The organism is Shewanella corallii (assembly GCF_023349125.1).
Classification (GTDB): Bacteria; Pseudomonadota; Gammaproteobacteria; order Enterobacterales; family Shewanellaceae; genus Shewanella; species Shewanella corallii.
Map to the genome: position 1 here is coordinate 133,837 of NZ_JAKIKT010000001.1, position 12,052 is coordinate 145,888.

Genomic DNA, 12,052 nt, shown 5'->3' on the forward strand with positions numbered 1-12,052 from the left:
GAACAGATTACAACCCGATGAGTTTATGTCTGTGAGGGTGGGAAACCGGATTCAATTTGCAATGAGGACTGACAGATGAAAACTCTAACCCTTACGTTGGCCATCTCTGCTGCACTGGCTTCCCCGCTGGCGGATGCACACGGCAACAAACATCAGGGCGGTATCCAGGCGGACAGCAACAATGCGGTGCGCTCGGCATTTGACATAGTGCATGCCAAGGTCTCAGCCAAAGGCAATGTCGCGACCTTCCATATGGGAGTGAAAGGCGCGGCTGGTGGCGCCAAGCCAGCTTTGAATGGCAAGTTGGGTGGTGCCGAAGCCTACGCCTATGTGTGGCCGACCAGTATCAATGCCTATGAGGTGGGATTTGATAAGGACGCGGGCATTCTGGCACTGGCGGTGGCCAGCCATCCCGACTTTGACGATACCCCACTGTTCGATGAGAACAATGACAATGACACAGGTAATGATGGCGGAGTCTGGCACAGTCACTGGGTGGTATTGGTACCGGATGAACGCTGTGGGCCGGGGGCTCTGACGGTAAAAGATATTCCGGAAGGCAGTAACCCAAGATTACCGGCCACCTGGCCAGGCTTACCGATTTTACTGGACAGCCCGGGCTGGGACCCTGTGCTTGAGGGGGACACTGTGGAGATCAAAGTCCCCTTCGCCAGTGCTGATGTGCTCAGTGGTGTCTCCTATGATGGTGTCACTGCAGGCTTGAGAGTTAACGCCAATATTCACGCGCCACTGTTTTGTGTGGTGGATGTGATGGATGTGGCCTCTGGTGACCTGAGCTTGCCAGGAAAAATATAAGGAGGATGTAATGAAATATCCTGACTATGGCTTGTTACCTGAGCTGGATACCTCACAGTGGTTCAATACTTCTGAGTCACTGACGCTTGATGCGCTGAAAGGCAAAGTGGTGGTGATATATGCCTTTCAGATGCTGTGTCCGGGATGTGTCAGCCATGGCCTGCCTTTGATGCGTAAGCTGGATGCTTTCTATCAAAACACTGAGGTGCAGGTTATTGGTCTGCATACGGTATTTGAGCACCACAGTGCCATGGAGCCTGTTTCATTGCAGGCATTCCTGCACGAATACCGTATCCGCTTCCCTGTTGCTGTTGACCGGCCGGGCAGCAGTGGGCCGGTACCCACCACCATGGCGGCCTATGGTCTGCAGGGCACGCCCAGCTATCTGGTATTGGACAGGCAGGGGCATCTCAGACTTAAGCACTTCGGCGCATTGGATGAGCTGCAACTGGGAGATCTGATAGCAGGTTTACTGGCTGAGCCAGTCGCTTGTGAACAGTCTGCAACTGACACAGATAAGTCCACAGCAAGTCCTGATGAGACAAAGGGGGAGCTGCCAGTCTGTGATGAGCATGGCTGTCGCATCTGATGCAGTGCTAACCGCTTTCGAGCTGCTTGTTTATTCAAACAGCTCGAAAAAGCGGACAAACTCCTGCCACTGTTTTGATGCGTGGGTCAGATCGCCGGGGACAAAGCTTACCTCTGTTCCCGGCATACACTGGGCCAGACACCACTGGGAGTAGCGACTCAGGATAAAGGGCTTGGGGTAGCCGCCCAGTGTTTGTCTGTCTGACATCAGGATAATCGGCTGTCCATCCGGCGGCAGCTGCATGGCACCTGCACTTATCCCCTCAGATATCATGCCTGCAGGACCGGCTTGGACTGCCTGCCCCTCAAATCTGATACCCATACGGTCAGAGCTGGGACTGATACGATAGCGACTGTCAAACAGAGTAGTCAGCTGTTCCGGGGGATAATCCATGTACTGTGGACCGTGCAGCAGCTCCAATCTAACCGGGTCTGAATAGTTTGGCTGATAGCGATCAGGCACCTTATTGCTGCTTACATCAAGATTTGTTTGTGAGTCATTACTTACTTCGAGGGTGTTTTCTTCGGTGAGTTTTTCACCATTGATTCCCCCCAGCTTGTTTCTCACCACTGTAGCCCGGCTGCCCAATATTGCTTGGGTTTGAAATCCCCCTTTAACCGCCAGATAGGCCCTCAGACCAGAGACAGCAGCGCCCAGTTGCAGCTCTTCGCTGGCCTTAAGGGGAAAGCTGCGCCAGTTGGCCTGTGGCCTTGCTTCCCCATTGCTGACTATTCTTGCCTGCATATCGGCACCGCAGAGGGATAAGGTCATATCCTGATGGGCGAGAAAGCTGGCCTGACCCAGAGTGATCTCCAGCATTGCCGCAGACATGGGGTTGCCCAGCAGGCGATTGGCCCAACAAAAGGCGTGCAAGTCCATGGGACCGCCCTGACTCAAGCCCAGCCCTGCCACGCCAAAGCGACCGGGATCCTGGATCAGGGTCAGTGGACCGGGTTGAAGTACTTCCAGACCTGATGGCGCTACTTCCAAACCGGGCATGGCTCGCCTCCCAGTTCGATAAATTGCTCCTCTGTGACCTGATAAAACTCCACGCTGTCACCGGCGATAAATGGTGTCATAGGCTCATTGTCCGGATTGAACAGGGTCAGTGGGCAGTTACCAATAATCTGCCAGCCTCCCGGTGAGGCATCGGGATACACAGCAGTTTGTGCCTCGGCGATGCCGACACTGCCTTTGGGAATGCTGAGCCTGGGCGCGGAGTGACGGGGATGGCGGATGGCGTTATCCACTTCGCCCAGAAAGGCGAAGCCCGGCGCGAAGCCAATGGCACATATTGTGTAGCGTCTGCCTGTGTGCAGCTTGATAACTTCTTCGGGAGAGAGTCCTTTGGCCTGGGCAAGGGCGGCCAGATCAGGCCCATAACGGCTGCCATAAAGTACCGGCAGTCGGTGCAGTGTGCCGACAGACTCCACTGCCTGAGCCTGTATCCACAATGTGGGTATTGATGTGGAAAGTTCCAGCGGCGACAGCTTCAGCGGATGGTATTCAATCAGCAGTGTGGTGTAGGAGGGCACAAGCTCAAGTAAAGCATTGCCAAAGCGCTGCTTCAGCGATGTCGATAGCGCGGCAATGCGAGCGGGTAGGGCAGTATCTATCGCCTCAGCAAATCTAACTAGCAGCTGGGCCTCGCCAATTTGAATCACCTCTGGTGCATTGGGTGACTGTGACATTTATGTATTGCTCAGCGGGGATTTGCCGCTCAGTTGGGCAGCGATATCCGCTATGGTCTGAATCGAAGCCGGGTTATCGCCGTGCACACAGATACTGTCCACTTCAAGTTTCAGCAGGCCGCCGTCCTGAGTCATCACGGAACCGGCTGCCAGCAAGGCGGTTTGTCGCAGAATATCGGTATTGCTTGCCAGCACTGCGCCCGGTTCATTGCGTGGGACCAGTAACCCCTCCCGGGTGTAAGCCCGGTCGGCAAAAGCTTCCAGCAGCAGTGGCACTCCGGCGTCCGCCGCCAGGGCTTGATATTCACTGTTATCGGCACGGCTCAGCACCATAAGCGCAGGCTTACCGGGCAATTGTGCAACTGCCGCCAGTATGGCGCTGAACACCTGGCTGTCGGCCATCATCAGGTTGTACAGAGCACCATGGGGTTTGACGTAATCCACTTGAGCTCCCACCTGACAGGTCAGTCCCATCAAGGCGCCCACCTGGTAGGCGATAAGGTGTTTGATCTGTTCCAGAGAGTGGGGGATATGGCGGCGACCAAAACCCTGCAGATCGGCATAGCCGGGGTGGGCACCTATGCTGACCTTGTGTTCCAGCGCCAGTTTGGCCGTGGCAGTCATGACGTCGGGATCGGAGGCATGAAAGCCACAGGCAATATTGGCCTGCTGAATATGGGGCATGACAGCCGCATCCTGTCCCATCGGCCATTGACCGAAGCTTTCGCCCATATCGCAATTCAGTCTTACCCTGCTGCTCATCTCTGTTTTTTTCCGAGTCTTGTACCTATTGATAATGATTGGATTCTATGGGTTTGTTGTCAAAAGGTTTCTGCATGGTTAGTTTAGGGTTTCACCCTAATTAGCAAAGTCTGAAGCAAGTTGGATAAAGTGACCGCCAGAAGTCTCATCATTGTCATACTCTTTGCGCTCTTATCTGGGTTTGCCATGCCCGAGCAGGCTGTGGCCGCGAATCATATGGCCAACAATGACCAGAAGCAGAGTGACAGCGTCCGCTGGGATATGCCCACCCCTTATGGTGATGCCACCCACCATACCCAAAATCTGAAGCAGTTTGTGGCTGATGTAGAGCAGGCCAGTCATGGCCAGTTCAGAATCGTGCTGCATACAGGCGCTTCCCTGTTTAAACATAATGAACTGCCCAGAGCTGTGCGCAGTCGTTTGGTGCCCATGGTGGAGGTGTTTGGTGGCCTGCTGGGCAATGAAAATCCCCTGTTCAAACTGGATAACCTGCCATTTCTGGCGACAGATTTTGATTCTGCCTGGCAGCTGTACCAGGTCAGTAAACCCGCTATGGAGCAGGCGCTGGCACACCATGGACTGATACTTCTGTACGCAGTGCCCTGGCCGCCTCAGGGGTTATACAGTCAAAAGCCGGTCACAGGATTGGATGACTTCTCCGGTGCCAGAATGCGGGCCTACAGCCCAGTCACCTCGCAAATGGCGCTGCTGCTGAATACTCAGCCCACTACAGTGCAGACGGTGGAGATCCCCCAGGCCTTTTCCACCGGCATGATAGATATGATGGTCACCTCTCCCACCACTGGGGTCAGTTCCCAATCCTGGGACTATGTCTCTCACTACACAGATATTCAGGCCTGGCTGCCCAAGAATCTGGTGCTGGTGAATCTCAGGGCATTTGAACGTTTGCCCCCAGTCAGCCAGCAGGCGCTGATGACAGCCGCTGCCCAGGCTGAAAAGCGCGGATGGCAACTGGCCAGAGAGGAAACCCTGACCAAGACCAAAGCTCTGGCAGAGCAAGGAATGCAGGTCAGCCTGCCGACACAGGCTTTGATGCAGGGGCTTAATGATATCGGTGTGCAAATGACGGCGGACTGGCTGAAGGAGGCTGGCGCTGAGGGAGAAGCCGTGGTTAATCAGTTCTATCAGTTGCGGGAGGCGTCGAGATGAAGTCTGCCTCAGTAATGCGGCTTTGGCTGGATAGATTGTACCTGTCGGGGGCACTGGTCTCCGCACTGGCCATATTGCTTATCTGCCTGCTTATTCTTGCCCGGGTTATTGGCCGCTGGTTCGGCATTATTGTGCCTGCAGCCGACGCTCTCAGCGGCTATTTACTGGCCACCTCCGCCTTTATGGCCATGGCTTACACCTTTCGTCACGGTGGCCATATCCGTGTGAGTCTGGTGATAACCCGCTTGCCGCCCCAGTGGCAAAAGTGGGTTGAGACAGGTGTGCTTCTGCTGGCCAGTCTGTTTGCCGCTTACCTGACCTGGCAGCTGATCTACATGGTGTGGGAAACCTGGATGTTTAAGGAGGTCACCACTGGTTATCTGGCATTTCCCCTGTTTTGGGTGCAATGGACACTGCCATTGGGCATGGGGCTGTTCACCCTGAGCCTGCTCGATGGATTGCTGATGGGCACTGGAGCTGAAACCTCAGGTGCAGGAGGTGCCGCCCATGAGTGAGTTGATGATAGGCGCTGTTTTGCTGGTGGCGCTGTTTGCCCTGCTGTCAGCCGGTCTGTGGATTGCCCTGACCCTGATCATGGTTGGCATGTTGGGCATGGCACTGCTGGGCAATGATGCGTTTGGCCTTAACTATGCGGTGGCAACCTGGGGCGCAGTATCTGACTGGTCGCTGGCAGCCCTGCCTCTGTTTATCTGGATGGGGGAGATACTGTTTCGAACCCGGCTGGCCCGCAACCTGTTTGAGGGCCTGACTCCCTGGCTGGCCAATTTGCCCGGCCGTATGCTGCATATGAACATTCTCAGCTGCGGTATTTTTGCCGCTGTGTCCGGCTCATCCGCTGCAACAGCAGCGACCATAGGTCGTATGACGCTGCCTGAACTTAAACGCGCCGGTTACGACGATAAGATGGCGCTTGGCACGCTGGCAGGTTCAGGTACGCTTGGGCTTTTGATCCCGCCATCCATTATTTTGATTGTGTATGGTGTCGCCGCCGAGGTTTCCATCGCCCGTTTGTTTATCGCCGGGGCCTTACCCGGACTTATGCTGGTGGGCCTGTTTATGGGCTTTACCATGCTGTGGGCACTGAGACATCCCGAAGGCGTCCCCGGGGAATCCCAGCGTTACTCATGGGGAGCCAGGTTCAAAGCCCTTATCGGTCTGTTGCCCCTGGCGGCACTGGTGCTGTTTGTACTGGGCAGCATCTATGGCGGTTTGGTCACCCCAACAGAAGCCGCAGCACTTGGCGTTCTGGGGGCTCTGCTGCTGGCGGGTCTGAGTGGCGAGCTTAGCTGGCAGAACTTTAAAGATAGCCTGATGGGGGCGGTAAAAACATCCTGCATGATCCTGTTTATTCTGGCGGGAGCCGCGTTCCTGACCCTGGCGATGGGTTTTATCGGATTGCCCAGTCTGTTGGCCTCTGAAATAGGGGCGATGGGGCTATCGCCCTTGCTGTTATTGGCCTGCTTGACCCTGCTATTTGTATTGCTGGGCTGCTTTCTGGATGGCATATCCGTGGTATTGCTGACCACCTCAGTGGTGCTGCCCATGGTGCAGCAGGCTGGGATAGATCCTCTCTGGTTTGGTATCTATCTAGTGTTGGTGGTGGAGATGTCGCAAATCACCCCGCCAGTGGGCTTTAATCTGTTTGTTATTCAGGATCTCACCGGCCGGGATCTGCTTTATATTGCCAAAGCCGCTTTGCCCTTCTTTCTGCTGCTTTTGTTGGCCTGTATGCTGATTACGGTCTGGCCGGGCATAGTCACAGCGCTGCCGGCATCCATGGCATGATATTTCAGCGATAAAAAAGGGCCGCAAGGCCCTTTTCTTTTTCAGTTACAGAGAAGCGTTTTAAGCCAACGCGCTCTTAATAAACGCGCTCTTAGTAAACGCCTTGGGCCTTCATGGCTTCGGCGACTTTTACGAAACCGGCGACGTTGGCACCCAGCTCGTAGTTGATATGGTCGCCGTCACGGCCATATTTCTCGGCGGTGGCGTGGATGGAGTACATGATCTCCTTCAGACGCTGATCCACCTCTTCACGGCTCCAGCTCAGGCGCAGTGCGTTCTGGCTCATTTCCAGACCTGAAGTGGCTACACCACCTGCGTTGGCGGCTTTGCCCGGCGCGAACAGTACTTTGGCTTCGTGGAACAGCACAATAGCTTCAGCTGTGCTTGGCATGTTGGCGCCTTCAGCCACAAAGCGAACGCCATTCGCGATCAGCTGGCGGGCATGCTCTTCATTCAGCTCGTTTTGAGTCGCACATGGCAGTGCTACCTCTACCGGGAACTGCCATGGCGTCGCGCCAGTCACATATTCCAGACCCAGCTCATGGGCATAGTCTGATACGCGGCCGCGGCGCTCGTTCTTAATTTCCATCAGCTTAGCCAGCTTCTCAGGAGTGAAGCCTTCCGGGTCGTAAACTGTGCCGGAGGAGTCAGACGCGGTCACTACCTTGCCGCCCATCTCCATTGCCTTTTCGATGGCGTACTGAGCCACGTTACCAGAGCCGGATACAGCGATGGTTTTGCCTTCCAGAGTCTCACCTTTGGCTTTCAGCATGGCTTCAACGAAGTAAAGCACGCCATAACCTGTGGCTTCAGGACGGATCAGGCTGCCACCGAAAGACAGGCCTTTACCTGTGAATACACACTCGGCGCTGTTGGTCAGCTTTTTCATCATGCCTGTCATATAGCCCACTTCACGGGCACCAACACCGATATCACCGGCCGGTACGTCAGTGTCTGCGCCCAGGTGACGATACAGTTCCAGCATCAGTGCCTGACAGAAACGCATAACTTCGCCTTCGCTTTTGCCTTTCGGGTCGAAGTCACTACCGCCTTTACCACCGCCCATTGGCAGAGTAGTCAGGGCGTTTTTAAAGGTCTGTTCGAAGGCCAGGAACTTGAGTACTGACTGGTTAACTGACGGATGGAAACGCATGCCGCCTTTGAAAGGGCCAATAGCTGAGTTGTGCTGGATACGGAAAGCGCGGTTTACCTGCACTTTACCCTGATCATCAACCCAGGATACCCGGAACTGGATCAGACGCTCTGGCTCGACCAAACGCTCCAGAATACCGGCATTCAGGTACTCAGGGTGCTGCTGAACATAGGGCCAGATAGAGGTCAGTACTTCACGCACGGCCTGCAGGAATTCTGGCTGGTTTGGGTTGCGGTCAGCAACAGTGGCAAGAAAGCTGTCGAGAGTCATCTCAGCGCTCATTTAGGGCTCCTGTGGGAATACAAAGGATGAAGAATCATGATTATTAGAGTGGACCGGCTGGTCTGGGCAAGCCTTCCACGCCTTATGGCAGCGTTTTATAGCAGGGTTCACTGGCAACTGAACATGACACTTTGCTAAACCTGTGGTTTTCCTCAAGAAAATTGAAGGCATTCAGAACTTGCTGAGCATTCGTTAATAAATCTGCCTTTGGATTCGTAAATCTTCAAAAAACAGGATCTGTTGTGAAAGTGTTGGAGTTTCGAGCGCTTGCAAATCCGGCTGACTCTTTATTGAGTCATGAAGTCGCCATGATTGATGGGGGAGGTGTTTGTGGCCAGTTGAGGTGCGCTTGTATCTTCCCTCTGCTGCATACGTATGCATAGTTGGGTTGTGGGTTAGTGTGATGTTTTTAAAAGTTAAATTCTGTTTTTGGTTATTGGCTTTTGCCATTGCCAGCCCACTGCAGGTCACCCTGCCTGCGACCCGAATATTCTTCGCTGTCGGTCAGTATAGAAAATCACCTGTCTGTCAATCTTCAGTGTGTTACTTAATTGTTATTTTAATACAGTTAGTTAGCTTGGGTTGTGTTGCTCCTGACCGCGTGAGTTTTGACCACGGGGAGCGTCTTGTATTGCTAATACAGGATGAATGAATACGTATGCATAAAATTGAGTCACATGTAACCAAATGGTAACAAGTATTGCATTGTGTACCGGTTGCAACAGACCTCTTAGGCGAATCGGTGCATGACCCTGATAAAAAAATTAAATCCGGAGGGGAGAGCATGTCACTGTTTAAGCCGAGTCTGGTGATGTTGGCGCTGGCATCAACTGGGATGGCCCAGGGCGTGGTTGCCGAAGAGCAACAGGCTGCAGATGAGAAAATAGAAGTAATTGAGGTGCGTGGTATTCGTGGCAGCATGCTGGCGAGCCAGGCAGTTAAGCAGGGTTCTACTGAGATTGTTGAATCCATCAATGCTGAAGAGATAGGTAAACTGCCGGATGTGAGTATTGCTGAGTCGCTGGCGCGTCTGCCGGGCCTGGCGGCGCAGCGTCTCGATGGCCGCGCCAATGTGGTATCGATTCGTGGTCTGGCACCTGACTTCACCATAGCGACCCTGAACGGTCGGGAGCAGGTGACTGTGGGTGACAACCGGGGGGTTGAGTTTGACCAGTATCCTTCTGAGCTGATCAACTCTGTAGTGGTTTACAAGACGCCCAATGCTGCGCTGCTGTCTCAGGCCATTGGTGGCACGGTTGATATGCGTACCGTCAAACCCCTGTCCTACAACGAACGTCAGCTGGTGGTTAACGGCCGTGGCGAATACAACGATCTGGGCAAGCTTAACCCGGATGGTAAAGACAAGGGCTATCGCGCCAGTTTCTCCTACATAGATCAGTTCAATGATGACACGCTTGGGGTGGCTTTCGGTTATGCCAAGTTGTATTCCCCAAACCAGGAAGAGCGCTGGCAAGCCTGGGGTTATCCCAATTTGGGTTATGACGACGCCAATCCACTGGTGTTGGGTGGCGCCAAGCCATTTGTTCGCTCCAGCCTGCTTGAGCGTGATGGCGTGATGTTGGTTATCGAGTATCAGCCAAGCAGTAATTTCAGCTCCACTCTGGATGCTTACTACACCAAGTTCACCGATGAGCAGTTGCTGCGGGGGATTGAGATCCCCGGGCAGTGGGGTGCCGGATGGGCCAATGATGGTGTGATTGGTACTCAGAATGAAGATGGACTGGTGACAGCTGGCTCCTTTGTAAACTCCAAGGTGTTGGTACGTAACGATTTGAACCGCCGTGATGCGGATACCATCTCTGTGGGTTGGAACGGCATTTACACCATCAATGATGACTGGAGTCTGGAGGGAGATATCTCCTACTCCAAGGCGGATCGTACCGACTTCGGTCTGGAAACCTACGCAGGTACCAGCCGTGGCAATGGATGTACTGAGGGCGGTTGTGAAAATCTTAAGTTCCAGATGCAGGGCGATCGCGGCGCGACCTTCTTCCCCACCATCAATTATGCTGATCCCGCGCTGATCAAACTGGGTGGCCCTTTCAACTGGGGTAACAATGTCACGGTTCCCGGTAATGCTCAGGATGGCTTTATCAATACCCCAAGCATTGAAGATGAACTGTCTGCAGTGCGTCTGACCGCGGAGCGCCTGCTGTCAGAGGGACCCCTGGCCAGCATTCAGTTTGGTGTGAATTACAGCGAGCGTGAGAAATCCAAAAAGGATGAGGGTTTCTTCCTGACGCTGAAAGATTATCCGGATACCCTGGCGGTGCCGTCTCAGTATCTGATGTCACCCACCTCGCTGGACTTTATCGGTATGGGTCAGATGCTGACCTATAACGCCGAAGCGCTGCTGAATGATGGTTACTACAATCTGACCTCAGAGGGTGAAACCGTCTCCAGTCGTGCCACCGGCACCTGGAGTGTGAAAGAGGAAGTGACCACAGGTTATGTGATGGCCGAGGTGGATACCGAGCTGGCGGATCGCTCGCTGGTGGGTAACTTTGGTCTGCAGGTGGTGCACACCAAGCAGTCTTCAACCGGTAAGGCGGTGACCCAGAAAGATGGTCTGGTGGTGCTGCAGGATAACTCTGGTGGCGATACCTATACCGAGTGGTTGCCAAGTGCCAACCTGTCCTGGGAGGTGATGGACAGCCATCAGCTGAGGTTTGCTGTGGCACGTTCACTGGCCCGCGCCCGTATGGACAAGATGAACGCCGGTCTGACCTTCAACTATGACCCGTCACTGGCTGGCAGCACGGATATCGACAACTCTCCCTGGAGTGGTGGCGGTGGTAACCCAAGCCTCAAGCCCTGGCTGGCCTGGCAGTACGACCTCGGCTATGAGATCTATCTGGATGAAGGCTATCTGGCGCTGGGTGTGTTCTACAAGGATCTGGAAAACTACATCTTCGATGAGTCCGTGGTCTACGATTTCAGCGGCTTTACCGTACCTGATCCACAGCCAGCATTGACCGATGGTCAGTTTACTCAGCCGGAAAACGGTCGTGGCGGCTATATCCGCGGGGTTGAAGCGTCTGCCCACCTCACAGGTGGCATGCTGACAGATGTATTGAGTGGCTTTGGCCTTATCCTGTCCGGCTCTTATAACGAGAGTGAGGTGCAGGAAACCGCTGATAGTGACCCAATAGACCTGCCAGGCTTGTCACAGAAGGTTGCCAACGCCACCTTCTACTATGAAGACTATGGCTTCCAGGCGCGTATCAGTGCCCGTTACCGCAGCGACTTCCTGGGCGAAGTGACCGGTTTATCCCTGGCCCGTATCCCGGTTTACGTGAAAGGCGAAACCCTGGTAGATGCCCAGATCGGCTATGACTTTACCGAAATGGGTGTGGATGGTTTGTCTGTACTGTTGCAGGTAAACAACCTCACCGACGAGCCGTTTGTAACCTACCAGAATGGCGATACCCGCCAGATACGCGATTATCAGCAGTATGGTCGTAACTATATGCTGGGATTCAGTTATAAGTTCTGATTTGGCGTAATCTGCTTACGAGAGTTGAAGCCCAGTTGGGGGAACCTGACTGGGCTTTTTATTACCCTGTTATTGCCACCGTATCGCCGGTGAGACTCTTTTTTGATATCCCTGCGGGATATGCCACTTGCCAGCGGTGAGAGTATTGGAGCTGCGCTCCAAACTTGCTTTCGCAGGGGTAGCCAAGCTGCGCTTGGCCGAAATCGAAGCCTTCCAGGCTTCACCCGGGTCAGGGGCGTTGCTTGTCCAACAAATACATCCCTGTA

The 12,052-nt window shown here is 54.1% G+C and carries 11 protein-coding genes; 6 read left to right on the forward strand and 5 right to left on the reverse strand.

Features of this window, described 5'->3' with window-relative positions; all coding sequences use genetic code 11:
- The first annotated feature begins 75 nt into the window (after window positions 1-75).
- Window positions 76-816 (forward strand): hypothetical protein, encoded by a 741-nt coding sequence (locus L2725_RS00600; protein WP_249247081.1) that lies wholly within the window; start codon window positions 76-78, stop codon window positions 814-816.
- 10 nt (window positions 817-826) lie between these two features.
- Window positions 827-1,405, forward strand: coding sequence for a peroxiredoxin family protein (locus L2725_RS00605; RefSeq protein WP_249247082.1), 579 nt, complete (start codon window positions 827-829; stop codon window positions 1,403-1,405).
- Between the two features lie 30 nt (window positions 1,406-1,435).
- On the opposite strand, the gene L2725_RS00610 is transcribed toward L2725_RS00605, so the two are convergent.
- Genes L2725_RS00610 through L2725_RS00620 form a run of 3 tightly spaced genes read right to left on the reverse strand, consistent with a single transcriptional unit; the run spans window position 1,436 to window position 3,858 of the window.
- Window positions 1,436-2,404 carry a 5-oxoprolinase subunit C family protein gene (locus L2725_RS00610; protein ID WP_249247083.1) on the reverse strand — a complete coding sequence of 323 codons (969 nt, stop codon included), beginning with the start codon at window positions 2,402-2,404 and terminating at the stop codon, window positions 1,436-1,438.
- A complete protein-coding gene (gene pxpB, locus L2725_RS00615; protein WP_249247084.1) occupies window positions 2,386-3,096 on the reverse strand; it encodes a 5-oxoprolinase subunit PxpB in 711 nt (236 codons plus the stop codon). The genes L2725_RS00610 and pxpB overlap by 19 nt, the downstream gene beginning before the upstream one ends.
- On the reverse strand, window positions 3,097-3,858 hold the full coding sequence (locus L2725_RS00620) for a 5-oxoprolinase subunit PxpA (RefSeq protein WP_249247085.1): 762 nt from the start codon (window positions 3,856-3,858) through the stop codon (window positions 3,097-3,099).
- Between the two features lie 186 nt (window positions 3,859-4,044).
- Between L2725_RS00620 and L2725_RS00625 the strand changes: the two genes are divergently transcribed.
- The 3 genes from L2725_RS00625 to L2725_RS00635 are packed head-to-tail and all read left to right on the forward strand — an operon-like array spanning window position 4,045 to window position 6,834.
- Window positions 4,045-5,028 (forward strand): TRAP transporter substrate-binding protein, encoded by a 984-nt coding sequence (locus L2725_RS00625; protein ID WP_249247086.1) that lies wholly within the window; start codon window positions 4,045-4,047, stop codon window positions 5,026-5,028.
- Entirely contained in the window at window positions 5,025-5,543 is a 519-nt protein-coding gene (locus tag L2725_RS00630) for a TRAP transporter small permease (RefSeq protein ID WP_249247087.1), read from the forward strand. The genes L2725_RS00625 and L2725_RS00630 overlap by 4 nt, the downstream gene beginning before the upstream one ends.
- A complete protein-coding gene (locus L2725_RS00635) occupies window positions 5,536-6,834 on the forward strand; it encodes a TRAP transporter large permease (protein ID WP_249247088.1) in 1,299 nt (432 codons plus the stop codon). Before L2725_RS00630 ends, L2725_RS00635 begins: the two co-directional genes overlap by 8 nt.
- Window positions 6,835-6,925: 91 nt before the next feature.
- Here the strand turns inward: L2725_RS00635 and gdhA are convergent, their stop codons facing one another.
- The gene (gene gdhA / locus L2725_RS00640; protein WP_346429376.1) at window positions 6,926-8,269 is read right to left on the reverse strand and encodes an NADP-specific glutamate dehydrogenase; all 1,344 of its coding nucleotides are present in this window, start codon (window positions 8,267-8,269) and stop codon (window positions 6,926-6,928) included.
- A 192-nt stretch (window positions 8,270-8,461) separates the two neighbouring features.
- Window positions 8,462-8,719 carry a hypothetical protein gene (locus tag L2725_RS00645; protein WP_249247089.1) on the reverse strand — a complete coding sequence of 86 codons (258 nt, stop codon included), beginning with the start codon at window positions 8,717-8,719 and terminating at the stop codon, window positions 8,462-8,464.
- Between the two features lie 334 nt (window positions 8,720-9,053).
- Between L2725_RS00645 and L2725_RS00650 the strand changes: the two genes are divergently transcribed.
- Window positions 9,054-11,786: a TonB-dependent receptor gene (locus L2725_RS00650; protein ID WP_249247090.1), complete on the forward strand. Its 2,733-nt coding sequence runs from the start codon at window positions 9,054-9,056 to the stop codon at window positions 11,784-11,786.
- Window positions 11,787-12,052 lie beyond the last annotated feature (266 nt).

Excerpts from the sequence above, each read along its gene's own strand:
- L2725_RS00600 (WP_249247081.1), top strand. The coding sequence starts at position 76 with ATGAAAACTCTAACCCTTACGTTGGCCATCTCTGCTGCACTGGCTTCC.
- L2725_RS00605 (WP_249247082.1), top strand. The coding sequence starts at position 827 with ATGAAATATCCTGACTATGGCTTGTTACCTGAGCTGGATACCTCACAG.
- L2725_RS00610 (WP_249247083.1), bottom strand. The coding sequence starts at position 2,404 with ATGCCCGGTTTGGAAGTAGCGCCATCAGGTCTGGAAGTACTTCAACCC.
- pxpB (WP_249247084.1), bottom strand. The coding sequence starts at position 3,096 with ATGTCACAGTCACCCAATGCACCAGAGGTGATTCAAATTGGCGAGGCC.
- L2725_RS00620 (WP_249247085.1), bottom strand. The coding sequence starts at position 3,858 with ATGAGCAGCAGGGTAAGACTGAATTGCGATATGGGCGAAAGCTTCGGT.
- L2725_RS00625 (WP_249247086.1), top strand. The coding sequence starts at position 4,045 with ATGCCCGAGCAGGCTGTGGCCGCGAATCATATGGCCAACAATGACCAG.
- L2725_RS00630 (WP_249247087.1), top strand. The coding sequence starts at position 5,025 with ATGAAGTCTGCCTCAGTAATGCGGCTTTGGCTGGATAGATTGTACCTG.
- L2725_RS00635 (WP_249247088.1), top strand. The coding sequence starts at position 5,536 with ATGAGTGAGTTGATGATAGGCGCTGTTTTGCTGGTGGCGCTGTTTGCC.
- gdhA (WP_346429376.1), bottom strand. The coding sequence starts at position 8,269 with ATGAGCGCTGAGATGACTCTCGACAGCTTTCTTGCCACTGTTGCTGAC.
- L2725_RS00645 (WP_249247089.1), bottom strand. The coding sequence starts at position 8,719 with ATGGCAAAAGCCAATAACCAAAAACAGAATTTAACTTTTAAAAACATC.
- L2725_RS00650 (WP_249247090.1), top strand. The coding sequence starts at position 9,054 with ATGTCACTGTTTAAGCCGAGTCTGGTGATGTTGGCGCTGGCATCAACT.